Source organism: Castellaniella hirudinis, assembly GCF_042651965.1.
Lineage (GTDB): Bacteria > Pseudomonadota > Gammaproteobacteria > Burkholderiales > Burkholderiaceae_B > Castellaniella > Castellaniella hirudinis.
In genome coordinates this window covers 179429-203540 of the sequence record NZ_JBHSDY010000002.1, presented here as the reverse complement: position 1 = coordinate 203540, position 24112 = coordinate 179429, and the positions used below count along the sequence as shown (strand labels likewise).

The 24112-nt window shown below is 68.0% G+C and carries 24 protein-coding genes and 1 tRNA gene; 20 read left to right on the top strand and 5 right to left on the bottom strand.

Annotation, left to right across the window (positions count from 1 at the left end):
- The first annotated feature begins 197 nt into the window (after positions 1 to 197).
- The 4 genes from ACFO0J_RS03210 (at position 198) to ACFO0J_RS03195 (ending at position 4582) form a co-directional block, all read left to right on the top strand.
- Positions 198 to 881 (top strand): transglutaminase-like cysteine peptidase, encoded by a 684-nt coding sequence (locus tag ACFO0J_RS03210; protein WP_376811613.1) that lies wholly within the window; start codon positions 198 to 200, stop codon positions 879 to 881.
- A gap of 18 nt (positions 882 to 899) precedes the next feature.
- Positions 900 to 2798, top strand: coding sequence for a bifunctional diguanylate cyclase/phosphodiesterase (locus ACFO0J_RS03205; protein ID WP_376811612.1), 1899 nt, complete (start codon positions 900 to 902; stop codon positions 2796 to 2798).
- Positions 2799 to 2909: 111 nt separating this feature from the next.
- A tRNA-Arg gene (locus ACFO0J_RS03200) sits at positions 2910 to 2984 on the top strand.
- 59 nt (positions 2985 to 3043) lie between these two features.
- Positions 3044 to 4582, top strand: coding sequence for a cyclic nucleotide-binding domain-containing protein (locus tag ACFO0J_RS03195; RefSeq protein ID WP_376811611.1), 1539 nt, complete (start codon positions 3044 to 3046; stop codon positions 4580 to 4582).
- Positions 4583 to 4592: 10 nt separating this feature from the next.
- Here the strand turns inward: ACFO0J_RS03195 and ACFO0J_RS03190 are convergent, their stop codons facing one another.
- Positions 4593 to 5522: a LysR substrate-binding domain-containing protein gene (locus ACFO0J_RS03190; protein WP_376811610.1), complete on the bottom strand. Its 930-nt coding sequence runs from the start codon at positions 5520 to 5522 to the stop codon at positions 4593 to 4595.
- Positions 5523 to 5657: 135 nt separating this feature from the next.
- On the opposite strand from ACFO0J_RS03190, the gene ACFO0J_RS03185 reads away from it, so the two are divergent.
- The 7 genes from ACFO0J_RS03185 (at position 5658) to ACFO0J_RS03155 (ending at position 12837) form a co-directional block, all read left to right on the top strand.
- Positions 5658 to 6704, top strand: coding sequence for a TRAP transporter substrate-binding protein (locus ACFO0J_RS03185; RefSeq protein WP_376811609.1), 1047 nt, complete (start codon positions 5658 to 5660; stop codon positions 6702 to 6704).
- Between the two features lie 72 nt (positions 6705 to 6776).
- A complete protein-coding gene (locus ACFO0J_RS03180) occupies positions 6777 to 7391 on the top strand; it encodes a TRAP transporter small permease subunit (RefSeq protein ID WP_376811608.1) in 615 nt (204 codons plus the stop codon).
- Positions 7388 to 8683, top strand: coding sequence for a TRAP transporter large permease (locus tag ACFO0J_RS03175; protein WP_376811607.1), 1296 nt, complete (start codon positions 7388 to 7390; stop codon positions 8681 to 8683). The genes ACFO0J_RS03180 and ACFO0J_RS03175 overlap by 4 nt, the downstream gene beginning before the upstream one ends.
- 28 nt (positions 8684 to 8711) lie before the next feature.
- Positions 8712 to 9212, top strand: coding sequence for an ureidoglycolate lyase (locus tag ACFO0J_RS03170; protein WP_376811606.1), 501 nt, complete (start codon positions 8712 to 8714; stop codon positions 9210 to 9212).
- A complete protein-coding gene (locus tag ACFO0J_RS03165) occupies positions 9199 to 10638 on the top strand; it encodes an ABC transporter substrate-binding protein (protein WP_376811605.1) in 1440 nt (479 codons plus the stop codon). The genes ACFO0J_RS03170 and ACFO0J_RS03165 overlap by 14 nt, the downstream gene beginning before the upstream one ends.
- Positions 10635 to 11534, top strand: a complete 900-nt coding sequence (locus ACFO0J_RS03160; RefSeq protein ID WP_376811604.1) for an allantoinase PuuE — start codon at positions 10635 to 10637, stop codon at positions 11532 to 11534. The genes ACFO0J_RS03165 and ACFO0J_RS03160 overlap by 4 nt, the downstream gene beginning before the upstream one ends.
- A 13-nt stretch (positions 11535 to 11547) precedes the next feature.
- Complete coding sequence (locus ACFO0J_RS03155; RefSeq protein ID WP_376811603.1) at positions 11548 to 12837, top strand: amidase; 1290 nt, start codon at positions 11548 to 11550, stop codon at positions 12835 to 12837.
- On the opposite strand, the gene ACFO0J_RS03150 is transcribed toward ACFO0J_RS03155, so the two are convergent.
- Both ACFO0J_RS03150 and xerD read right to left on the bottom strand, forming a co-directional pair.
- Positions 12834 to 13346, bottom strand: a complete 513-nt coding sequence (locus tag ACFO0J_RS03150) for an aminoacyl-tRNA deacylase (protein WP_376811602.1) — start codon at positions 13344 to 13346, stop codon at positions 12834 to 12836. The genes ACFO0J_RS03155 and ACFO0J_RS03150 overlap by 4 nt on opposite strands.
- Positions 13347 to 13371: 25 nt before the next feature.
- Positions 13372 to 14301, bottom strand: a complete 930-nt coding sequence (xerD, locus tag ACFO0J_RS03145) for a site-specific tyrosine recombinase XerD (protein ID WP_376811601.1) — start codon at positions 14299 to 14301, stop codon at positions 13372 to 13374.
- A gap of 206 nt (positions 14302 to 14507) precedes the next feature.
- Here xerD and modA point away from each other — a divergent pair, with 206 nt between their 5' ends.
- The 3 genes from modA to ACFO0J_RS03130 are packed head-to-tail and all read left to right on the top strand — an operon-like array spanning position 14508 to position 16695.
- Positions 14508 to 15257, top strand: coding sequence for a molybdate ABC transporter substrate-binding protein (gene modA / locus ACFO0J_RS03140; RefSeq protein WP_376811600.1), 750 nt, complete (start codon positions 14508 to 14510; stop codon positions 15255 to 15257).
- 44 nt (positions 15258 to 15301) lie between these two features.
- The gene (gene modB, locus ACFO0J_RS03135; RefSeq protein WP_376811599.1) at positions 15302 to 16000 is read left to right on the top strand and encodes a molybdate ABC transporter permease subunit; all 699 of its coding nucleotides are present in this window, start codon (positions 15302 to 15304) and stop codon (positions 15998 to 16000) included.
- On the top strand, positions 15997 to 16695 hold the full coding sequence (locus ACFO0J_RS03130) for an ABC transporter ATP-binding protein (protein ID WP_376811598.1): 699 nt from the start codon (positions 15997 to 15999) through the stop codon (positions 16693 to 16695). Before modB ends, ACFO0J_RS03130 begins: the two co-directional genes overlap by 4 nt.
- Positions 16696 to 16704: 9 nt before the next feature.
- On the opposite strand, the gene ACFO0J_RS03125 is transcribed toward ACFO0J_RS03130, so the two are convergent.
- Positions 16705 to 17514 carry a TOBE domain-containing protein gene (locus tag ACFO0J_RS03125; RefSeq protein ID WP_376811597.1) on the bottom strand — a complete coding sequence of 270 codons (810 nt, stop codon included), beginning with the start codon at positions 17512 to 17514 and terminating at the stop codon, positions 16705 to 16707.
- Between the two features lie 4 nt (positions 17515 to 17518).
- Positions 17519 to 18433 (bottom strand): Rossmann-fold NAD(P)-binding domain-containing protein, encoded by a 915-nt coding sequence (locus ACFO0J_RS03120; RefSeq protein ID WP_376811596.1) that lies wholly within the window; start codon positions 18431 to 18433, stop codon positions 17519 to 17521.
- Positions 18434 to 18478: 45 nt separating this feature from the next.
- On the opposite strand from ACFO0J_RS03120, the gene mog reads away from it, so the two are divergent.
- From mog to ACFO0J_RS03090, 6 genes are all read left to right on the top strand, one after another.
- A complete protein-coding gene (mog, locus tag ACFO0J_RS03115; protein ID WP_376811595.1) occupies positions 18479 to 19105 on the top strand; it encodes a molybdopterin adenylyltransferase in 627 nt (208 codons plus the stop codon).
- 121 nt (positions 19106 to 19226) lie between these two features.
- The gene (gene fba / locus ACFO0J_RS03110; RefSeq protein WP_376811594.1) at positions 19227 to 20291 is read left to right on the top strand and encodes a class II fructose-bisphosphate aldolase; all 1065 of its coding nucleotides are present in this window, start codon (positions 19227 to 19229) and stop codon (positions 20289 to 20291) included.
- 6 nt (positions 20292 to 20297) lie between these two features.
- On the top strand, positions 20298 to 21185 hold the full coding sequence (locus ACFO0J_RS03105) for a phosphoribosylaminoimidazolesuccinocarboxamide synthase (RefSeq protein ID WP_376811593.1): 888 nt from the start codon (positions 20298 to 20300) through the stop codon (positions 21183 to 21185).
- Positions 21182 to 21691, top strand: a complete 510-nt coding sequence (purE, locus tag ACFO0J_RS03100; protein ID WP_376811592.1) for a 5-(carboxyamino)imidazole ribonucleotide mutase — start codon at positions 21182 to 21184, stop codon at positions 21689 to 21691. Before ACFO0J_RS03105 ends, purE begins: the two co-directional genes overlap by 4 nt.
- Positions 21688 to 22863, top strand: coding sequence for a 5-(carboxyamino)imidazole ribonucleotide synthase (locus ACFO0J_RS03095; RefSeq protein WP_376811591.1), 1176 nt, complete (start codon positions 21688 to 21690; stop codon positions 22861 to 22863). Before purE ends, ACFO0J_RS03095 begins: the two co-directional genes overlap by 4 nt.
- Positions 22856 to 23938: an L-threonylcarbamoyladenylate synthase gene (locus ACFO0J_RS03090; RefSeq protein ID WP_376811590.1), complete on the top strand. Its 1083-nt coding sequence runs from the start codon at positions 22856 to 22858 to the stop codon at positions 23936 to 23938. The genes ACFO0J_RS03095 and ACFO0J_RS03090 overlap by 8 nt, the downstream gene beginning before the upstream one ends.
- Positions 23939 to 24112: the final 174 nt, after the last annotated feature.

Sequence of the window (24112 nt, the reverse complement as noted above, 5' to 3'; positions counted from 1 at the left end):
GGCGAATTGCGCAGGCATCTCGCTGGAGATGCCGTTCTAACCCCACCCGTCGGACCACGCCGGGCTCGCGTCCCATCCCTCCATTGTCGTCAACGACAATGTCAAGCCCCCCGTTGCACCGGTAGTATCCTTGCGACAAACGTGGAATTGTTGCATCGCCTCTTTTCTATTGCACCTATTTGTATCAAAATCCGTGCATGTCCTATTGCCAGCCGACCGCTGCCAGGGTCCGTGCCCTGTCCTGGGGGTTGACGGTACTGGTCCTGTTCCTGGCGCTGGCCTGGGGGCCGGCGCCGGCGGTGACGTTCGACCCGGGGGCGCTGGTGTCCTATGCACGCCAGCACTACGGCGCCAAGGCCAGCCGCGCGGTGGAGTCCTGGCAAGCCATGCTGGCCCAGGCCGCAGGGCTGGACGAGCAGGAAAAGCTGCGCATGGTCAACAGCTTCTGGAACAACACCCTGATCGGCAGCGAGGACATTACGGTCTGGGGCCAGGTGGATTACTGGGCCACGCCGCTGCAATCGCTGTCCAAGGGCGCGGGGGACTGCGAGGACTACGTGATCGGCAAATATTTTTCTCTGCTGTACCTGGGCGTGGCGCCCGAAAAGCTGCGCTTCGTCTATGTGCGCGCCCAGATCGGCAGCCAGAGCATCGCCCACATGGTGCTGGGCTATTATCCACAGCCTCAGGCCGAGCCCCTGGTGCTCGACAGTCTGGTGGATCGGATGCAGCCCGCACACAATCGGCCGGACTTGACGCCGGTGTTCAGTTTCAATGCCCAGGGGGTGTACATGCCCGGTGGGAAGCGGTCTTCGGTGGATGGCATCGGCCGGTGGCGGGATCTGTTGTCCCGCATGCGGACCGAAGGTTTTCAGCCGTGATGGAATGAAAGGAATGTCATGTCCCTGTTGAGACAACTGCTGTTGAGTGTGACCCTGGCGATTCTGGTGATCCTGGTCGGGGCGACCTTGTTCAGTATCGGTTCGGCGCGCCAGTATCTGGACGCTCAGCTCCAGGGACAGAGCGATGCCACCGCGACCTCTTTGGCGCTGACCTTGTCGCAGCCGTCCAACCAGGACCCGACGGTGCGTGAACTGCTGATTTCCGTGTTGTTCGACAGCGGCCAGTTCCGGGTGGTGGAATTTCTGGATCCCACGGGCCGGATCCTGATCCGTCGCGAGATCGAGGACGGTCGCGACGACCGAGTCACGGCGCCGGACTGGTTCAGCCATCTGTTGCCCCTGGAACGGCACGAGGCCCAGCGCCAGGTGACCAATGGCTGGTCTCAACTGGGCGTGATCCGGCTGCAGGCGAACGATGCCTACGCGCGCAATGCCTTGTGGGACAGCACTGCGCGGATCGTGACCCTGACGGTCGGGGCCGGCATTCTGTGGGGGCTGTTCGTGGTCATGCTGATGCGCTGGCTGCGCCGGGCGCTGCAGGATGATGTGACGGCGCGGGTCCAGGCCATGGCGCAGGCATCGACGGGCGACGAGCTGCCGCCGGTGCGCCACCCTGCGATGCTGGAATTGCGCGAGGTCTCCCAGATCATCGCCCGCACGCACGAACAGGTGCGGGCGACGGCGGCCGAACATCAGTCGCGCATCGAATCGCTGGAACTCGAGCTGAACCAGGACACGGTGACGGGCCTGGCCAATCGCAAGTATTTCATCAACGAGCTGCGCCGCTTGCTGGAGCAGTCCACGCCCGGGCAGGGCGAGGGCGGCCACGTGATGCTGTTCCGCCAGTGCGATCTGCAGTCGATCAACCAGACCATGAGCCGCCAGGTGGTGGACCAGTGGCTGCGCAATATGGGCCAGTTGGTGCTGGAGGTGCTGCGCGAACGGCTGGGGCAGCAGGCCTGGCTGGCGCGTCTGAACGGGTCGGACTTCGCCTTCATCATGCCGATGATGCCGGGTCCGGTGGCGGTGCGCGTGGCGCAGACCGTGGGCGAGATCCTGCAGGCCCAGCGCATCCAGTTGGGTCAGGCGGGGCTGTGCCGCTGGCGCATGGTGCTGACGGATTTCGAGTCAGGTGAAGGGCTCAGCGATGTGCTGTCGCGCCTGGACGAGGCCTTGATGCGTGCCGAAAGCGCCGGCCATACGAATGTGGAATACGTGCCGGGCGAAGACCTGCGCAGCGTGACGGGCGCCCGGGGCGGCGGCGAGCAGGCCTGGCGCGTCTTGCTGCGCAATGCGCTGGACGAGGGCTGGTTTGCGCTGGTGACCCAGCGCGATGTGTCCACGATCTCCGATGACCGCGTGCAGGGCCTGCTGACTTTGCATGAGCCGGGGGCGTCCGAGCCTTTGTCGGGCTATCTGTTCATGCCGCCGGCCGTGCGCCTGGGGCTGTCTGCGGACTGCGATGCCCGGGCCGTCAGCCTGGGCCTGGGCTGGTTGCGCACGCATCCGGGCGATCTGGTGCTGCGCGTGTCGCTGGCCTCGATCCTGAACGAGGAATTCCGCGGCGAGGTCGCCGGCCTGCTGGTCGAGGCGCCCGACCAGAGCGCCCGCCTGCTGATGGATCTGGATTCCTACGGCCTGGTGGCGCATCGCGCCCAGGTGGTGGCGTTTGCCGCGATGCTGCGCGAACACGGCGTGCGCCTGGGCCTGCGGCGCTTTGCCGAGCAGCCCGAGGCGCTGCTGTATCTGCACGAGATCCGGCCCGAATACATCCGCGTGTCGGGCAATCTGCTGGCCGCGCAGGCCGCCAGTCCGGGCGCCCGCCGCCTGCTGGAGGCCGTCCAGGAAACCGCCCGCGAGATCGGCGCGGTGGTGGATCTGGCCGCGGGGTCGTAGGGCGTGATGTCCTGGGGGCTGGGGCGTAGACTATAATCGCGCAGCTTGCGCCGATGCGGCTGTCTTTCCGGGCGGTTGCGCTTCTTGGGCATTCGGCGCCGAGTCTCTGCAGCCTCTGTAGTTAAATGGATATAACTTTCCCCTCCTAAGGGAAGATTGCAGGTTCGATTCCTGCCGGAGGCGCCAAATTTCTGCCGCAGGCGCCGGCTTCTCGGCGGTCGGCAGACATTTCAGGGAGCCCGTGGATGATGGCTTTTGTGTCTGCCGTCGCGCATCATTTTTCCACGCTCTGGGCGCCCTCCGACCTCTGGTTGCTCGCGCTTTCCCTCGTGCTCGGTCTGGCTTTGGGCCGGGTCGCGCGGCGCATGCCGTCGTGGACCGTGCTGGTGCTGCTGCTGGTGGTGCTGCTGTTGCTGGGCAGTGCGGTGGCACTGACCGCGCAGGACGCCCCGCTGGCGCGGGCCTTGCAGGGAACTGCCGTCTTGCTGCTGGGTTTGTGGCTGATCCGGCAAATGGGGCTGACCATTTTTCGCGGTTTGCTGCCCCGGCTGCACGTCCACCCGCCGCGCATTCTCGAAGAACTGCTGATCCTGTTCGCGTATGTGGGCTGGGGACTGCTTCGGCTGTCGCAGGCCGGGCTGGACCTGGGCGGGCTGGTGGCCGGCACGGCCGTGCTGACCGCGGTGGTGGCTTTTGCCATGCAGGACACGCTGGGCAATATCCTGTCCGGGGTGGCCTTGCAACTGGATCATTCCCTGCATATCGGTGATTGGCTCGAACTGGCGGACTTCGAAGGCGAGGTGATCGCGGGCGAGGTCGTCCAGGTCCAGTGGCGCCACACGGCGGTGCGCACCATCGCGGGCGAGATGCTGCTGATCCCCAACAGTCAGCTCATGAAGGGACACGTCAAGCTGGTGGGGGGGCCATCGGTGCCTGTGCGCCAGCGCATGATCATGTTCCATGCGGAGGCGTCTGTCCTGGCCTCCGAGGTGATCACCGAGGTGGAGCGCGTCCTGCGTGAGGCCGAATCCGCCGCGGTCGCCCGTGATCCCGCGCCCCGATGCCAGATCGCCGATTTGACCGATGGGCGGATCACGTATGCCGTCCGGTATGGCTTGACCGATCCCCGTGCCCCGGCCGGCACCGATTCATGGGTGCGGCAGCATGTGCAGGCCGTCTTTGTGCGCCGGGGCTGGTCGCTGGCGGCGCCTGTCAGGACCCTGAATGGGACGGCCCGGGCATCCGCCTCGACTGAAGCCGGCCGCGCGCCGGACGAACTGGACGCGCGCGTGCAATGCCTGCGGGACGTCGACCTGTTCCAGCCCCTGACCGACGGTGAACGGCTCGATCTGGCCCGCCGGCTGAAGACCATGCCTTTCGTCCCGGGAGGGCTGGTGGTCCGCCAGGGAGAGCAGGGCGATTGCCTGTATATCGTGCTCAAAGGGCGGGCGGCGGTCTGGCTGGAGACGCAGGGGCGGCAGCGTTTGCTGGCCGAGGTGGGGCCGGGTCACGTGATCGGCGAGATGAGCCTGATGACGGGCGATCCCCGCAGGGCGTCCCTGAGGGCGCTCAGCCCCATGGTCTGCTATGCCCTGTTCAAGGCGGATTTCCAAAGCATCCTGGAATCGCGGCCGGCGCTGGCCGAGATGTTCGCGCAACTGCTGGCCCGCCGCAGTCTCGAACTGGAGGCCTTGCGCAACGAAGCGCCTGCGGCCGCCCCCGCCGAGCGCGCCGAAGGGGCGGCGATCCTGGCCCGTATCCGCCATTTTTTCGGGATCGCCTGAGGGGGGCGGGTCACGTCAGCAGATGCCGGCTGACGGCCTGATCCAGGAACTGGCGGGTGCATTGCTGGATCGAATCCACCAGCGCCATCGTCAGCCGGGATGCCGTCCGATGTTTCGCCAGAATGGCCCAGGTATCCAGCCGGATGTCCGGCTGGAAGGGGATGATCTTCAGGTCGGAGCCGGGCTGCGCGTGCGCAAGGGCCGAGAAGGTATCCACGATGGCGATGCCGGCCCCCGCTTTAGCCAGCAGGCAGGCGGTCTCGGAATAGCGCACTTCCACGTTGACGCGGTAGGGGGTCTGCTCGGATTTGAAAGCCCCCCGCACCAGCGGACCCAGTCGTGACCCCATCTCCAGGCCGATCAAGGCGTGCTCCGCCAGTTGGGCGGGCCGCAGGACGGACGCCTGGCTCAGGGGATGCGTGTCGCGCATGACGCACACCATGCCGATCGAGGCGATGGGGATCATCTGGACGCTGCTGCTCAGCTCGGGCTCCAGGGCGATGGCCAGGCCCAGGTCGGCGGCGCCGGATTCCACCTTCTCGACCACGGTGTACGAGCGTCGCACGTCGAAGAACACTTTGACGTTCGGGCGTTGCGCCAGCAGGTCCTGGATCGCGATCGGCAGGACGGTATGCCCCAGTTGCGGCGTCGCGACCACGCGCACGTGACCGTATCGGTTTTCCTTCAGTTCTTCAGCCGTCTGCGACAGCGTATGGAGCATGAGGAAAATGGAATCCGATTGCTCGTAGAGGATCTTGGCCTCGTCGCGGGCCACCAGCCTGTTGGCCCGGCGATCGAACAGCGCCAGGCCCAGCTGCGCCTCGAGCTGGCGGATGGCCGTGCTGACCGCCGGTTGCGAGATTTGCAGCACGCGGGCGGCGCCCAGGGTGGTGTGGCTTTGCATGACCGCCCTGAAGATTTCCAGAAGTCGCAGATTCACTATAAGTAAAACCTATTCTGAATTGGAAAAAATTAATACTTGTTTATTTTATCAGCATCCATAAAATGGCCGTGATCGCTGCGGTATCCCTACGTTTTTTCATTCACCACCACGCAGCCACGAGGAGACAGAATCATGCAGTTCTTTGGAAAAGCCCTGACCGCTTTGGCGTGCGGAGCCCTCTTCGCCAGCGCCTCCTGGGCCGCCGACGTCACGAACGTCCGCGTCCTCGGCTGGTACGGCAATCAGCCCCAGTCACAGAAGCTGGAACGCCCCTTCTGGGAAAAGATCGGCGAACGCACGCAAGGGCAGTTCAAGGCCAATTTCCGCACCATCGACGAATTGGGCCTGAAAGGCTTCGAGTCCCTGCGGACCTTGCAAAGCGGCGCCTTCGACATCGTGTCGTTCCAGATTTCCTTCGTCAGCGGCGAGGCGCCGGTGCTCATGGGCGCCGATCTGCCGGGGGCGGCCTTTACCTTCGGTGACCTGCAGCGCAACCTGACAGCCTACCAGCCCGTGCTGGAAAAGGAACTCGACACCCGCTTCAACGCCAAGCTGCTGACGACCTGGTCCTTTCCGTTCCAGATCCTGTATTGCAAGGGCCAGGTCAAAAGCCTGGACGACTTGCGCGGCAAGAAGGTGCGGGTCAGCGGCGCGCTCAGCGCCAAGCTGGTCGAAAGCCTGGGCGGCGCGAGCGTCACCCTGGCCGGCCCCGAGGTCTATCAGGGGCTGATGCAGGGCGTGGTGGATTGCGCCGTCACGGGCAGCCAGTACGGCAATAGCAACGACTGGTTCGAGGTGTCCGACAGCCTGCTGCCGATTCCCGTGGGGGGCGCGGGCGCGGTGCTGCACGTGGCCCGCAAGGCGTTCTGGGACAAGCTGTCGGCCGAACAGCAGGCCTCGCTGGCCGGGGAACTGAAGAAGCTGGAAGGTGATCTGTGGGCCATGGGCCGCGAAAGCCATGAAAACGGCATCAATTGCAATATCGGCCGCACGCCGTGCGACGGCAAGCTCGGCAAGATGACCCTGGTCAAAAGCACGCCGGCTGACCAGCAACGGGTGAACGATCTGCTCAAGAGCGACCTGATCCCGCTGTGGCTGCAGGATTGCAATGCCGCTTCAAGCACCTGCGGCGACGACTGGTTCAAGACGATCGGCGCCGCCGCCGGCATCCAGCCGTAGTCCACTGCGCGGCGCCTGCAAGCCTGCCGTCGGCCGGTCCGCGGGCGCCGCCTTTTTCACCAGGAAGTTCTCATGCGTTTATTCATTGATCGGCTGGATCAGGCTTTGAATGCCTTGACCGGCCGCGTCAGCCTGGTCGCCGGCTGGGCCTTGCTGGCCTTGTCCGTGGCCATCACAGTCAATGTGCTGCTGCGCAAACTGTTCAACTATTCCTTCCAGGGCGTGGACGAATATGGCGGCTATTGCCTGGCCATCTGCGCCTCCATCGGTTTCGCCCAGGCCATGTACGATCGCGCGCACATCCGCATCGACGTGCTGACCCAGGTCTTCCCCCTGAAGCTGCGCGCCTTTTTCGACGTCGTCACCCAGATTCTCCTGCTGCTGGTCGCCGTGCTGCTGATGCTCAAGGCGATCGAGGTGGTCCAGACCTCGCACCAGATGCGGGCCCTGGCCATCAGCCCGCTGCGCACGCCGCTGGCGGTGCCTCAGGGCGTGTGGGCCGGCGCGCTGACGTGGTTCTGCTTCACGCTGGGGGTGCATGCCCTGCGTGCGCTGCTCAAGCTGCTGGCCGGCGACTGGCAGACGGTGGTCCGTGAATTCGGGTCGGCCAACCTCGATGAAGAAATCGAGCAGGAAGTGGCCCTGGCGCAAGCGCGCATGAGCGCCCGGACGGGAGGCCAGCCATGATCCTCGGACTGTTCTATCTGGTCGGCCTGACCCTGTTCCTGATGACGGGGATTCACGTCGCCAGCGCCATCCTCATGACGGCGCTGGTCAGCGACTATTTCACCCTGCAGATCCTGCCCAATATGATGGGCAACATCCTCTGGAACACGATGAACGAGTTCCTGCTGGTGGCGATTCCGCTGTTCATCCTGTTGGGCGAGATCCTGACGCGCAGCGGGGTGGCGGACCGGATGTACGGGGCGCTGGCCGCCTGGCTGCGCTGGCTGCCCGGCGGCTTGCTGCACACCAATATCGTGACCTCGGCCCTGTTCGCCGCCACGTCGGGCTCCAGCGTGGCGACCGCGGCCACCGTCGGCACGGTGGCGCTGCCTACGCTCAAGTCGCTGGGCTACCAGGAACGCCTGGTCCTGGGGTCGATCGCGGCCGGGGGCACCCTGGGCATCCTGATTCCGCCCAGCATCAATATGGTGGTCTACGGCGCCTTGACCGAAACCTCGGTCGGCAAGCTCTTTGCCGCCGGGATCGTGCCGGGGCTCGTCCTGACGCTGATCATGATGGGCATCATCGTGGTGATGTCGCTGCTCAAGAACGTCGCCCCCAAGGACGAGCGCAAGGCGCTGGCGTTGGCGCAGCGCCTGAAACTGCTGCTGGACATCCTGCCGGTGGCGCTGATCTTCTGCCTGATCATGGGCAGCATCTACCTGGGCTGGGCCACGCCGACCGAGGCCGCCGCCGCCGGCGTCGTCGGCTCCCTGGTGATCGCCGCCGCCAATCGCACGCTGTCCATCGCCATGCTGCACGGCGCGTTCCTGGCGGCGTTGCGCACCACGGCCATGGTCATCCTGGTGGTGATGGCCGCCTTCGTGCTGAACTTCGCGCTCAGCATGGCGGGCGTGCCCCAGATGTTGTCCGAGTACGTGCGCGACCTGCACCTGTCGCCCATGGTCACCATCTGGGCGCTGGTCGTCTTCTACCTGCTGCTGGGCTGCTTCCTGGAGGCCATCGCCATGATGGTCACCACCGTCGGCGTGGTGGTGCCGCTGGTCGTCAGCCTGGGCTTCGATCCCCTGTGGTTCGGCATCTTCATGGTCCTGATGATGGAGATGGCCCTGATCACCCCGCCGGTCGGGCTGAACCTGTTCGTGGTTCAGAACATTCGCCTCAGCAGGGGGCACATCACCGACGTCTACATCGGTGCCTTGCCCTTTGTCCTGGCCATGCTGCTGCTGGTGGCCCTGCTGATTTATTTCCCGGGCATCGTGCTGTGGCTGCCCCATCAACTGTTCACCTAAACGCATGAGACATCTTTCGAACCAGGCCATGCGCCTGCAACCCCAACTGTTGTCCGACGGCGCCTTCGCGCCCTATGGAGAAGTCATCGAGCATGCGGGCGACGCGCCCCGGCGTCCCATGGCCGTGCCGTTCGACGCGCCGCGTGCCGACGTCCGCTTCGGCATGACGGTCAACCGGCTCCCGCATGTCGACGAGCCCGTGATCCACGTGGACCTGCTGGAGCGGCATCCGCATTCTCCCCAGACCTTCATCCCGCTGGGCGGCGTCACCCGCAGTCTGGTCGTGGTGGCCTGCTCCACGCCGGACGGCGCGCTGGATCTATCCACGCTGCGCGCCTTCATCTGCGCGCCGAACCAGGGCGTCGTCTACCGCCTGGCGGTGTGGCACTATGCCTTCACCAGCATCGACAGCCACACGGAGGTGGCGGTGATCCTGGGCCGCACGCATCAGGGGGACGACACGGAATACACCCGCCTGCAAGTGCCGGTGGAAGTGATGCTGCAGGAGGTCCGCCGTGCTCAAGAGTGACGTGGGGGACGCGCGGCGCCTGCGCCTCGTCAGCCTGCACGAGATGGTGTCGCTGGATCCGAACACCCGCCTGTCCGATTCCAGCGCCGCCACGCCGGTGCTCAAGCTGATCTGCCCCAATCTGGTCCGTCTCGATCACGAGATGCAGATCCAGCCGGAACTGGCGAGTGCCTGGCGCGTGTCGGATGATCAGTGCGTCTACCGCTTCATCTTGCGCGAGGGCCTGCGTTTCCACGACGGCAGCGCCGTGGATGCCCGGAGCGTCGTCTGGAATTTCGAGCGGATCCTCGATTCGCGCACGGGGTCGGTGCTGCCCCGGGATTTCGAGCCGCTGCGCGCCGTGCGCGCCCTGAACGACCACGAGGTGGTGTTCGAACTGCACCGGCCCTGGCCCGCCTTTCTGCACCACCTGGCGGGCCGCTGCCATCTCGTGGCGGACACTGCATTGCAACCCTGCGGCGCGGGCGCCTTCCGTCTGGTCGAATGGGTGCGCGGCAGCCATCTGCGTCTGCAGCGCTTTGCGGATTACTGGAACGCCGACGACATCCACGTGGACGAACTGCTCGTCACCTGGGCGCCGGACGGGGGCGCGCGCACCCGGCTGATCGAATCCGGCGACTTCGACGTCATGGAGGTCGTGCCCGCGGCCGAGGCCGGGCGTCTGCGCGATGCGGGCCTGGCGGCCATCACGCACGCGCGTTCCAGCACGCGGCTGACGCTGGCCATGAATTGCCGCCGCCCGCCTTTCGATGACCCGGAACGTCGCCGCGCAGTGGCGCGCGCCCTGGACCGCCAGGCCTTGGTCGAGCGGTATGCGGGCCCCCACGGCCGGGCCACGTCGGCGGTCTGGGGCGAGGATCATGCGCCCGTGCCGGCGGAGGCGGCCCGTCCGGCGGGTGATCGGTCTTCGGCGGCGGGCGGGAGCGAGATCCTGCAAGGCGTCATGACCCGGGTGTCGCCCATGCCCGCTGTGGCGGGCGACGTGGGCGCCATGCTGGAACCCCTGGGCCTGCGCCTGGACATGCGCGGCTACGACGATCCGCCCTGGTGGCCGATGGTCTATTGCGACACGGACTGGCAGATCGCCTTCCAGGGCATGGGCACGCGCGCCCATGCGGACATGCTGTTTTCCCGTGAGTTCTGCACCGGGGGCAGTTTCAACAGCACGGGCTACAGCAATCCGGCGCTGGACGAACTGGTCGCGCAGGCACGGCATGCCGTCGACCCCGTAGAGCGGGACCGCCTGTATGCCGCTGCGCAAGAGATTCTGGCCAGGGACGTGCCGGTGATCGTGCTCTACGGATCGGATACGCTGGCGGGAACGCGGCCTGGCGTGAGCGGCTTCCGGGCGCACCCGCTGAGCTACTGGGACCTGGCCGGCGTCCGTGTGGACGACGCCGGCCTTTCTGCCACAAGGAAGACATGACGAACCAACGCGATTTCGTGGGATACGCCGGCAAGCCGCCCGATCCCCGCTGGCCGGGCGACGCGCGCCTGGCACTGAACATCGTCCTGAATTACGAAGAGGGTTCGGAAGCCTCGTATCCCGACGGCGACGCGCGATCCGAGCTGGGCCTGACGGAAGTCAGCAGCAGCGGCCTGCCGGGACGGGACATGGCCGCCGAATCGATGTTCGAGTACGGCAGCCGCGTCGGCATCTGGCGCATCCTGCGCCTGCTGCGCGAACGCCGGATGCCTGCCACCGTGTTTGCCTGCGCCCTGGCGCTGGAGCGCAATCCCGCCGTGGCGCAGGCCATCCGCGAGGCCGGCTACGACGTGTGCAGCCATGGCTGGCGCTGGACGCCGCCCCAGGGCCGGACCCGGGAACAGGAAGCGCATGACATCGCCCGCGCGGTCGCCTCGCTGGAAAAAAGCCTGGGGGAGCGACCGGCGGGCTGGTACTGCCGCTATGCGCCGACGGAACATACCCGCAGCCTGCTGGCCGAGCACGGCGGGTTTCTGTACGACTCGGACAGCTATGCGGACGAACTGCCGTATTGGGTCCGGATGGCGGACGGCGAGCACCGGCTGGTCATCCCCTATACCCAGGCGCACAACGACGGCAAGTTCGTGCGCAGCGGCATCGCCACCGCCGAGGACTTCTTCACGTTCCTGCGCGATTCCTTCGACATGCTCTACGAAGAAGGCCGGGAGCAGCCTCGCATGATGTCGGTGGGGCTGCACATGCGGCTGGTCGGCCATCCGGGCCGGGCGGCCGGCCTCGCCCGGTTCCTGGACTATGTCCGTCAGCATGAGCATGTCTGGATCTGCCGGCGCATCGATATCGCCCGGCACTGGCATCGCCTGCATCCGCCTGCCTGACCGGGAGTCCGCCATGCCGATCGCATTGACGGCCACGCAGGCCCTGGCGGCCTTGCGCGCCGGAACCCTGACCAGCGAACGCCTGGTGTCCGCGTGCCTGGAGCGCATCGCCGAGCGGGAGCCGCATCTGCATGCCTGGGTCGAGGTCCAGGCGAGCCAGGCCCTGGAACAGGCCCGCGCCTGCGACCGCCTGCCCGCCACGCGTCCCTTGCATGGCCTGCCGCTGGGGGTGAAGGACGTGCTGGACGTCCAGGGTTTCCCCACGCGCTGCCAGTCCCCCATCCATGCCGGTGCGCGTCCCGGGCTGGACGCCGCCTGCGTGGCGGCCGCCCGCCGGGCGGGCGCCATCATTCTGGGCAAGACCGCGACCTCGGAGTTCGCCTACGTCACGCCCGCGTCCACGCGCAACCCGCACCACCCGGATCACACGCCCGGAGGCTCGTCCAGCGGTTCGGCCGCCGCCGTGGCCGCGCAGATGGTGCCCCTGGCCCTGGCCACGCAAACCGGCGGTTCCACGATCCGTCCCGCGGCCTATTGCGGCATCGTCGGTTTCAAGCCTTCGTTTGGCCTGATCAATCGCGCCGGCCTGAAGTCCGTGGCCGAATCCCTGGATACCATCGGCCTGATGGCCCGCAGCGTCGATGACGTGGCCTTGCTGGCCGGTGTCCTGGCCTACCGTCCCTTGTCGATGCCGGCGGCGTCGGCAGTGTCGGTGCATGGTCCGAGGATAGCCTTCTGTCCTGGGTTTCTGCAAGCTCATGCCCAGGCCGACGCCGTCGCGCACCTGCACGAGGCGGCCGAGCGGCTGGCGGCGGCCGGCGCGCGCCTGTCCAGGGTCGAGCTGCCCGAGGCACTGGAGCATCTGGCGAGCGACCAGGCCTTGGTGATGGAGTTCGAGGCGGCCCGCGCCCTGCTGCCGGAGCAGCACGCTCATCCGGATCTGCTCAGTCCCGCCCTGAGAGGGCGCCTGGCGCGCGGCTGGTCGCATGCCTGGGCGGATTATCGTCAGGCCCTGGACCGGGCGGCCTGGGGCCGCCGGCAATTGGACCGGGTATTCGCCCAGTACGATGCCATCCTGACCTACAGCGCCTGCGGACAGGCGCCGGCGACGTTGAGCCATGCGGGCGATTCCGTCATGAACCGCGCCTGGACCTTGCTGGGGCTGCCGTGTCTGGCATTGCCCACGGCCATGGGGGCTTCGGGCCTGCCCCTGGGCATCCAGTGGGTGGGCGCGCCGGGTCGGGACGAGCAACTGCTGGGTCTGGCCCGCTGGGCCGAGCGGCGCCTGTCGGGCGGCGCTTAGGCCCCGGGCGCTTGCCCTTCGTCGCCCAAAGCCACCGTCACGGGCTTGGCGCCCAGCGCCCCGCTGAGCACACTGGACGCCACGCTGATCAGGTAGCCCCGCCGTCCGCCGTTCAGGTACACCGTGTCGTAATCCAGCAGGCCGGCCTCGACCCAGACGGGCATGCGCTTGCGCGTCGCAAAGGGCGAGGTGCCGCCGACCTGATAGCCCGAATGCCGCTGCGCCGTGTCGGGCGAGCAGGGCGCGATCTTCTTGGCCCCGGTCTGGCGGGCCAGGTTCTTGGTGGACACCTCGCAGTCGCCGTGCATCAGCACGACCAGCGGCCGGGCCTGCTCGTCTTCCATGATCAGCGTCTTGGCGACCTGATGCAGCGGCACCCCCAACTGGCTGGCGGCCTCGCGCGCGCCGCCGTGATCGACGTAATCGTAAGGGTGCTCGCCAAAGGGGATCTTCTGCTGCCGTAGCCAGTGGGTCGCAGGGGTCTCGGAGGTGTGTTTGATCTTGGACATGGGGAATCCTTGCGGGTGCGGCCTCTCACGCGCGCGGATGGTGTTGCGCGTGCAGGGTCTTGAGGCGTTCGCGGGCGACGTGGGTGTAGATCTGGGTGGTGGAGATGTCCGCATGGCCCAGCAGCATTTGCACGACGCGCAGGTCGGCGCCGTGGTTCAGCAGGTGGGTGGCGAAGGCGTGGCGCAGGACGTGGGGCGACAGGGGCACGCGGATATCGGCCTGCAGGGCGTATTTCTTGATCAGCAGCCAGAAGGCCTGGCGCGTCATGGCGGCGCCCCGGGCGGTGACGAACAGGGCGTCGCAGGGGCGCGCGCCCAGGATGGCGGGCCGGCTTTCGCGCAGGTGGCGCTCGATCCAGTGCAGGGCCTCGGCGCCCAGGGGCACCAGGCGGTCTTTGCCTCCCTTGCCCATGACGACGCGCACCACGCCGTCGCTCAGGCTCAGGTCCTGGACGGCCAGGCCGACCAGTTCGCTGACGCGCAGGCCGGTGGCGTACAGGGTTTCCAGCATGGCGCGGTCGCGCAGGCCCAGCGTGGCGTCCACGTCCGGCGCGGCCAGCAGGGCTTCGACCTGGGCTTCGGACAGGGTCTTGGGGAAGCGGGCGGGCTGCCGGGCGCTGCGCAGGCCCAGGCAGGGGTCTTCGGCGCACAGGCCGCGCCGCATCGCCCATAGAAAGAAGCGCCGCAGGGCCGCCAGGCGACGGTTGGCGGTGCTGGCCTTGGTCTGCCGGTGCTGGGCGGCCAGCCAGGCCTGGATGTCTTCCTGCCGAGCGGCTTCGGGCGGACGGCCATGCGCGGTGCGCAGCCACGTGCCGAAGGCGCTCAGGTCACGCCGGTAGGCGGCGAGGGTGTTGTCCGCCAGACCGTCCTCCAGCCACAAGGCGTCCAGGAAAGTGTCGATCGTCGGGAAGGGGGAGGGCTGCGCCCGTTTTGCAAGGGCGTCCGTCTTGGGCATGGAGGGATTTTACCCGCCTGACGGATCCGGGCGGCACGCAGGCCGCGAGGCGGGCGCGCTTGTCCAATATCAATCATCACGCAGACTGAATAGCGGAATATACCTATATATATTACGATGAACGCCTTGCCTGCCCGGTGTCTTCCCGGATCCCGGGACCGGGCGGACTGTGACGATGACGAAGATCGAAACCAAAGGAGCTCTGCATGAAGATTCGTACCTGGGTGGCCGCGTGCGCCCTGACCAGCATGGTGATGCCGGCCTTCGCCGGTGAAGTCCTGGTGTCGGCGGCTGCCAGCCTGACCAATGCGTTCAAGGAACTGGCGACGCAATACGAAACCGCCCACCCGGGGACCAAGGTGCTGACGACCTTCGGCGCGTCGGATGTGGTGTTGCGCCAGATCACCGAAGGCGCGCCCGCCGACGTGTTCGCTTCGGCGGACCAGAAGGCCATGGACAAGGCCGAGGCCGCCAAGGCCGTGGATCCCGCGACCCGGGTGAATTTCGTGCGCAACGAAGTCGTGCTGGTGGTGCCGGCCGACAATCCGCGCGGCATCGCGTCGCTGGCCGACCTGAAGAAGGACGGCGTGACGCGCATCGCGCTGGGCAATCCGGCCTCTGTGCCGGTGGGCCGCTACACCCAGGCCGCCCTGGAAAAGGCCGGCGCCTGGGACACGGTCAAGGCGCATGAGATCCTGGGCGAGAACGTGCGCCAGGTGCTCAGCTATGTGGAGCGCGGCGAGGTCGATGCCGGCTTCGTCTTCGCCACCGACGCCGCGATCATGAAGGACAAGGTCAAGGTCGTCCAGGCCATCGAGACGCCCACGCCGGTGGTCTACCCGATCGCCCTGGTCCAGCGCGACGGCCGTGCGCCGGAGGCCGCGGATTTCCTGAAGTTCGTGATGTCGGCCGACGGCCAGGCCGTGCTGGCCCGCTATGGCTTCGCCAAGCCGTAAGCAGGCCGGCCTCAGTCTGATCTGAAACAGGGCGGGTCGTTTCAATGGACGGTATCTGGGTCCCCTTGCTGCTGTCGCTGAAAGTCGCCGGCTGGGCGACCGTGCTGGCGACGATCGGCGGGATTGCGGTGGCCTGGGGGCTGTCGCGCTGGTCTTCGCACTGGTGCGACGTGGTCGACGCCTTTCTGACCCTGCCCATGGTGCTGCCGCCCACGGTGACCGGCTATTACCTGCTGGTGCTGTTCGGCCGCCGCGGCTGGCTGGGTGAGTGGCTGCAGTCGTATGGGATCGAGCTGGTCTTTACCTGGCAGGGCGCGGTGGTGGCCGCCGCCGTGGTGGCGTTTCCGATGGTGCTGAAGGCTGCGCGCGCGGCGTTTCTGGACGTGGACCACCGCCTGGAGCAGGCTGCTGCCGTGCTGGGGGTGTCGCCGGCCGCCGTGTTCTTCCGCGTCAGCCTGCCGCTGGCGATGCGCGGCATTCTGGCCGGGGTCTTGCTGGCCTTTGCGCGCGCGCTGGGCGAATTCGGCGCAACGCTGATGGTGGCCGGCAATATTCCAGGGCGCACGCAGACCCTGTCGATCGCCATCTACGAGGCGGTCCAGGCCGGCAATGACGACACGGCCAACGTCCTGGTGCTGGTCACGTCGGTGACCTGCGTCGTGATCCTGTGCCTGGCGTCCTGGCTGATGCCCGGCGGGCGCGGCGGTCGCCAGGGACGGTCCGCGCGCCGGAGTGCGTCATGAGTCTGTCCGTCGAGATCGAATGCCGCGTCGGCGGCGATGAGGGTTTCCTGCTGCGGCCGCGCTGGCGCACCGATGCCCGGCGCGTGGCGCTGTTCGGCCCGTCGGGGTCGGGCAAGAGTCTGACGATGCAGGCCATTGCGGGGCTGTTGCGCCCGGACCGGGGCCGGATCGAGGTCGCCGGCCGTGTCCTGTTCGATGCCGGGGCGGGGGTGGACGTGCCGCCGCGCGCCCGGCGGCTGGCCTATCTGTTCCAGGACTATGCGCTGTTTCCCCACCTGACGGTGCGGCAGAACATCGGCTTTGGCCTGCGGCGGGGGTGGTTGAACCTGCACGGCCGCCGCGATCTGCCGGAGCCGGCGCAGCGCTGGGTGCGGGCCTTCGGCCTGACCACGCTGCTGGACCGTTATCCGGCCGAATTGTCGGGCGGCCAGCGTCAGCGCGTGGCTCTGGCGCGCGCGCTATCGACCGATCCGGGCCTGTTGCTGCTGGACGAGCCCCTGTCGGCCCTGGACACCGGCCTGCGGGTGCGGATGCGGGAAGAACTGGCGCAACTGCAGCGTGACATCGACATCCCGACCGTGCTGATCACGCATGACCAGGCCGATGTCCAGGCGCTGGCGGATGAGGTGTTCCACATCGCCCACGGGGAAATTCAGGGGAGTGCGGAGCAGGTTGAGCGGGTCGTAGGGGCCTGAGGCGTCGCCTCAATCCAGCGTCCCGATCAGCACGTCGGCGGCCTGGAAACAGGCCGTGGCGGTGGTGCCGGCCAGCAGGCTGCCGCGAGGGGCGCCGGGGGCGGCCAGCCCGGTGATGCGGACCTTGGCGTTGATGTCCAGGCTGATCTCCGCCAGCGTGTCGTCATCCGTGCGATGGTCGATGAGACCGGTCCAGAGGTTCAGATCCGCGGCGCTGGCCGCCTGCGGGCGGATGCGTACGGCCTGGGCTTTCAGGAATGCCAGGGCGCGCCGGCCTTCGGCCAGGCCCAGCCGTTCGGTGCTGGCGTGGGTCAGCGTGGCATTCAGGGACACGCCTTCGCCCAGGTCCAGCCGGATGCGGTCATTGATGCGGCCGGACTCGATGGCGCCGATGGTGCCCTCGTAGCAGTTGCGGGCCGAAGTCTGCAGCGTCATGTGATGCAGCAGATCCAGATGGCGGGCGCCGTTGGGGCCCACACGCGTCAGGTTTTCCATGAAGCGCTGATGTTCCGCCTGCGCCGCCTGATACCAGGCGATCAGTTCGCGCGCCCGCTCGGTCAGATGCGCGCCGCCGCCGCGTTTGCCGCCCGTGACGCGCTCGACCAGCAGATCGCCGGCCAGGCTGTTCATCAGGTCCACTGCGTCCCAGGCCGCCTTGTAGCTGAGTCCGACTTTGCGCGCCGCCGCGCTGATCGAGCCTTCGGTGCCGATGGCCGCCAGCAGGGCCATGCGCCGTTCCGTGCCCCAGCTTTGGTCGCCGCTGCGCAGGCTGAGAGTCGTGCTGAGTTCGAGTGATGACGTAGAGGGCATGTTCGGCATGAGGTCAGTGTATTTCAGGTCCGGGGCGCTCGTCAGCCAGGCAGGCCGCATAGCCGTCGAGCATGTCGGGCCAGGCGGGCGTCCAGCCGCTGGCCCGCAGCCGCGCGTTCGACAGGCGCTTGCCTTCGGGCGGGCGGGGTTCCCGGGCGGGGGACGGTCCGCCTGCCATCCGTGCCAGCGCGTCGTACAGGTCCGCCGTGGGCATCGGGCGGTCGTCGGTGCCGATGTAGCAGGACCGGGGCGCGTCCAGGCTCAGCAGATGGGCGCAGGCCCGCGCCGCGTCGTCGACGTGGATGCGATTGGCCCAGTGGCCCGGGCCGTCCGGCGCGGCGATCCGTCCGGCGCGCAGGCCGTCGATCAGGCGCAGCCGCCCGGGGCCGTACAGGCCCGACAGGCGCAGGGCGACGCCGCGCCCGGGCAGCCGGGCGTGCAGCAGGGATTCGGCTTCCAGCATGGCCGCGCCGCGAAAATCGGCCGGCGTCGCGGGTGTGTCCTCATCCACCCACGGGCCGGCAGGCGGATCGGCCCGCGCCGAATCGCGGCTGGGATGGATGCCCGCCGTGTCCGGCCCCCAGACGGCGGTCGAATCGACCAGCACGCAGCGTTGCAGCCGGTCGAGGCCGGGCAGGGCGTCCAGCAGCGCCCGCAGGCCCAGGGGATAGGCGCGGGCGTAGGCTTCGGGCGTGCGCGCATCGGGCGCAGGGGCGTACAGCAGATGGGTGATGGGGGTGGCCGTGAGCGTCCCGGCCAGGACGGCGCGATCGGCCAGATCGGCGCGCAGCCAGCGGATGCGGGCGCCGGGCGCGGCCGCCATGGCCCGTCGCCGCAGGCCGATGCAGGTCCAGGCGTCCGGGTCCAGGACGTTTGCGGTGCGGGCGCACAGGTCGCCGCCGACGAGCAGCAGAGTGTTTGTGTTCACTGCCTAATAGAATGTATGGGTTTCCATCTTCAGACAGTCTATCCCATGAGCGATTCCTTCCCGCTGCGCCGCAGCCACCCCGATGAACTGATCGTGGGGCTGGTGTCCGTGTCCGACCGGGCCTCGTCCGGCGTCTATCAGGATCAGGGCATTCCCGCCTTGCAGGACTGGCTGGCGTCCGCCCTGACGCGGCCGCCGCAAGTGATCGCCCGGCTGATCCCGGACGAGCGGGCCGGCATTGCCGCCACGCTGCGCGAATTGGTGGATGAAGCGCGTTGCGATCTGGTGCTGACCACCGGCGGGACCGGTCCGGCGCGGCGCGACGTCACGCCCGAGGCGACGCTGGACGTGGCAACGCGCGAGATGCCCGGCTTTGGCGAGCAGATGCGCCAGGTCAGCCTGAAATTCGTTCCCACGGCGATTCTGTCGCGTCAGGTGGCGGTGATCCGTGAATTGGCCGACCACGCCGCGTTGATCATCAATCTGCCCGGCCAGCCCAAGGCCATCCGGGAAACCCTGGAAGGCCTGCGCGATGAGGACGGCGCCGTCCAGGTGCCCGGCATTTTCGCCGCCGTGCCGTACTGCCTGGATCTGATCGGCGGCCCCTATGTCGAGACGCATGACGCCGTGGTGCGGGCGTTCCGGCCCAAGGCCGCGCGGCGTTCAGGCTGATCCGGATCCGTTGGACGGGGCGTTCGCCGGCGGCGTCCCGTGCGCCAGCACTGATTCCCGTTCCGCCTTAAAATCCCGGAATCCGGTTTTTTCACTATCCACTCTTTCTGGAGGTCCAGCCATGGCCCTGGTTTCCATGCGTCAACTCCTCGATCACGCGGCCGAGCACGGCTACGGGATCCCCGCGTTCAACGTCAACAACCTGGAGCAGGTCCAGGCCATCATGGAGGCCGCCGCCCAGACCGACAGCCCCGTGATCATGCAGGCGTCGGCCGGTGCGCGCAAATACGCGGGCGAGGGTTTCCTCAAGCTCCTGATCCAGGCTGCGGTCGATTCCTATCCGCACATCCCCGTGGTCATGCACCAGGACCACGGCCAGTCGCCCGAGGTGTGCCAGGGCGCCATCAACCTGGGTTTCTCCAGCGTCATGATGGACGGCTCGCTGATGGCCGACGGCAAGACGATCGCCTCTTACGAATACAACCTGGACGTGACCCAGCAGGTCGTCAAGATGGCCCACAAGCTGGGCATCACCGTCGAAGGCGAACTGGGCTGCCTGGGCTCCCTGGAAACCATGAAGGGCGACAAGGAAGACGGCCACGGCGCCGAGGGCACCATGACCCGCGAGCAACTGCTGACCGATCCCGAGCAGGCCGCCGACTTCGTCAAGCGTTCCCAGCTGGACGCCCTGGCCATCGCGGTGGGCACCAGCCACGGCGCCTACAAGTTCACGCGCAAGCCCACCGGCGACATCCTGTCGGTGCAGCGCATCAAGGAAATCCACGCCCGCCTGCCCAACACCCACCTGGTGATGCACGGCAGCTCCAGCGTGCCCCAGGAACTGCTGGCCGAGATCCGCCAGTTCGGCGGCGACATGAAGGAAACCTACGGCGTGCCCGTGGAAGAACTCCAGGAAGCCATCAAGTTCGGCGTGCGCAAGGTCAACATCGACACCGACATCCGCCTGGCCATGACGGGCGCCATCCGCCGCTTCATGGCGGAAAACCCCGCCAAGTTCGACCCGCGCGAATACCTGAAGCCGGCCCGCGAGGCCGCCAAAAAGGTCTGCCTGGCCCGCTATGAGCAGTTCGGCACCGCCGGCAACGCCTCCAAGATCAAGGCGATCCCGCTGTCCGACATGGCCGCGCGCTACGCGTCCGGCGAACTCCAGCAATTGGTGAAATAAATCCCCATGAAGGCCTTGCTCCAATCCAACATCGAGTCGCTGCCCCTGCTGGGGCGCGGCAAGGTCCGCGACATGTACGCCGTGGGCGAAGACAAGCTGCTCATCGTCGCCACCGACCGGATCTCGGCCTTCGACGTGATTCTCGACGACCCCATCCCCGGCAAGGGCCAGGTCCTGACGGCCCTGACCGGATTCTGGCTGGGGCGCCTGGGGCACCTGATTCCCACGCACGTCACCGGTATCGCCCCGGAAGACGTGGTCGCCCCCGGTGAACGGGACCAGGTGACCGGGCGCGCCATGGTGGTCAAGCGCCTGGAACCGATTCTGGTCGAAGCCGTCGCGCGCGGCTATATCATCGGTTCGGGCTGGAAGGACTACCAGGCCTCCGGCGCAGTCTGCGGCATCGCGCTGCCGCCGGGGCTGCGTCAGGCCGAACGCCTGCCGGAACCGATCTTCACGCCTGCGGCCAAGGCCGAATTCGGCCAGCATGACGAGAACGTCGATTTCAACTACGTGGTCGCCCAGGTGGGCGCCGACCTGGCCGCGGAACTGCGCCGCGTCACACTGGCCTTGTACGCCGAGGCCTCCGAATACGCGCGCAGCCAGGGCATTCTGATCGCCGACACCAAGTTCGAGTTCGGCCTGGACGCGCGCGGCACGCTGCACCTGATGGACGAAGTGCTGACGCCGGACTCCTCGCGCTTCTGGCCGGCCGACGGCTACGCCGTGGGCATCAGCCCGCCGTCCTTCGACAAGCAGTTCGTGCGCGACTGGCTGGAAACCCAGGACTGGGACAAGACCGCCCCGGCGCCGCGCCTGCCCGCCGACGTGCTGGAACGCACGGCGGCCAAGTACCGCGAAGCCCTGGACCGGCTGACCCAGGGGGTGAAATGAGCGAGGGCGCCCAGGCCCCGGCGGTCGGCCTCATCATGGGCTCGTCCAGCGACTGGGACGTGATGCGCCACGCAGCGGCGGTGTTCGACGAATTCGGCATCGTCTATGAGTCCCGGGTCGTGTCCGCGCATCGCATGCCGCTGGACATGGTCGACTATGGCGCCCAGGCGGTGGCGCGCGGTCTGCGCGCCATCGTCGCGGGGGCGGGCGGCGCGGCCCACCTGCCCGGCATGATGGCGGCGCTGACGCCGGTGCCGGTGTTCGGCGTGCCCGTGCCTTCGCGCTACCTGCGCGGCGAGGATTCCCTGCTGTCCATCGTGCAGATGCCGCGCGGCGTGCCGGTCGGCACCTTCGCTATCGGCGAGGCGGGCGCGGCCAACGCCGCCCTGCATGTGGTGGCCAACCTGGCCATGACGGACGCGGCCCTGCTGCAGAAACTGCAAGACTACCGCGCGCGCCAGACCGGTGTCGCGCGCGCCATGGCCGTGCCGCCGGAGGCGTCATGAGCGGGGCTGTGGACACGGCGACGTCGCTGTCTCCGGGCGCCTGGCTGGGCGTGCTGGGCGGCGGCCAGTTGGGCCGCATGTTCTGCCAGGCGGCTCAGGCCCTGGGTTACCGGGTGGCCGTGCTGGACCCCGACGCGACCTGTCCGGCGGGCATGGTGGCCGATGAGCACATCCGCGCCGCCTATGACGATGCGGCCGGGCTGGACCGCCTGGCGCAGCGCTGCGCCGCCGTGACCACGGAATTCGAGAACGTCCCGGCCGACAGCCTGCGCCGTCTGGCGCAGTCGCGCATCACGACGCCTTCAGGCGACGCGGTGGCGGTGGCCCAGGACCGTTTGGCGGAAAAAGCCTACATCCAGGCCGCCGGCGTGCCGGTGGCGCCGCATGCGGCCATCCAGTCCGCAGCCGACGTAGACGCCTGTCCCGACGCGCTGTTCCCGGGCATTCTCAAGACCGCTCGCCTGGGCTACGACGGCAAAGGCCAGGTCCGCGTGGCCTCGCGCGGCGAGGCCAACGAGGCCTTCCAGGCGCTGCACGGCGTGCCCTGCGTGCTGGAAGCCTTGCAGCCGCTGGATTATGAAATTTCGGTGGTGGTGGCGCGTGACCTGCAGGGCCGCGCCGTCAGCTATCCGCCTTCGCGCAATGCCCACCGTGACGGCATTCTGGCGCTGTCGGTCGCGGATGGTTCCGTGCCGTCCGACGTCGCCGGTCAAGCGCGCAGCCATGCCCTGTCCCTGGCCCGGCACCTGGATTACCACGGCGTGCTGTGCGTGGAATTCTTCGTGCTGCGCGACGGCCGTGTGCTGGCCAATGAAATGGCGCCGCGCCCCCATAACAGCGGCCACTACACCCAGGACGGCTGCCTGGTCAGCCAGTTCGAGCAGCAGGCGCGCATCATGGCCGGTCTGCCGCTGGGCGATACCGAGTCGCTGCGGCCGGCTGCGATGCTCAATCTGCTGGGCGATCTGTGGTTTGACGCGCAGGACCGGCAGTGCGAGCCGGACTGGGCGGGCGTGCTGGCGGTGCCCGGCACGCGCCTGCACCTGTACGCCAAATCCCAGGCGCGCCGCGCCCGGAAAATGGGCCATGTGAACATTCTCGGGGCGGACGCCGCGCAACTGCGCGAGCGCATCGCCCGGGTGTCGGCCGTGCTGGGGCTGCCCGATGCCTGATCCGCGCTCGGACGCGGGAGACGCGGCCGCGCCGCGTTCGGATGCGCCTCCGGCCGAAGCCGGCCCTGATCAGATCCTGGAAGCCGCCCAGCGGCTGGCCCAGGGCCGGCTGGTGGCCTTCCCGACCGAGACCGTCTACGGCCTGGGCGCCGACGCCGAAAACCCCGAAGCCATCGCGCGCATCTACGCCGCCAAGCAGCGGCCGGCCAACCATCCCGTCATCGTCCATCTGTCGCCGGACACCGATCCGGGCTATTGGGCGGCTTCGATTTCGCCTCAGGCCCGGCTGCTGATGGCGGCCTTCTGGCCGGGGCCGCTGACCCTGATCCTGCCGCGCGCGGCCCGCATCCCGGATGCCGTCAGCGGGGGTCAGGACAGCATCGGCCTGCGCTGCCCTTCGCATCCGGTGGCGCAGCGCTTGCTGCATGCGTTTGCCGCGCTCAAGCCGCATGGCTTCGGCGGGGTGGCGGCGCCCTCGGCCAATCAGTTCGGCCAGGTCTCGCCCACGCGCGCCGATCACGTGCGCGGCGAATTCCCGGACCTGGACAGCCATGCGCTGATGATCCTGGAAGGCGGCGCCTCGGACGTCGGCATCGAATCCACCATTCTGGACCTGTCGCGTCTCGATCAGGGCGTCGGCCCCGTGCTGCTGCGCCCCGGACACGTGACGGCTGCGCAGATCGCCGAGGTGCTGGGCGTGGCGCCGGCCTTGCCGGATGCGGCGGCGCCCCGGGTGTCGGGTTCGCTCAAGGCGCACTATGCGCCGCGCACGCCGGTGTCCCTGGTGACGGCGGGCGATCTGGCTGCCTGGGTCGGAGGTGCGCGCATTCCGGGGGCCGGCAGCCGCCGCGTGGCGGCTGTGGTGCTGGGCGCCGCGCCGGGTGCAGCGCCCGCCGGGGCCGAGTGGGTCGTGCTGCCCGCCGATCCCGTCGTGTATGCGCGCCGCCTGTATGCGCTGCTGCGCGAACTGGACGAGGCCGGCTACGACCGCATCCTGCTGCAGCGGCCGCCGGCCGGGCCTGACTGGCAGGGCATCAACGATCGGATCACGCGCGCGTCGGCCGCCTTCGATTGAGGCTACACTCAACGGCTGGTTATATCGTTTGCCGCCGGGCCGCCCCAAGGCAAAAAGTGCCCCCTTGGGGGGCAGCAAGCCCGAAGGGCGCAGCGTGGGGGCATTTTTTGCCGCCAGGCCGCCCTAAGGCAAAAAGCACCCCCTCGGGGGGCAGCAAGCCCGAAGGGCGCAGCG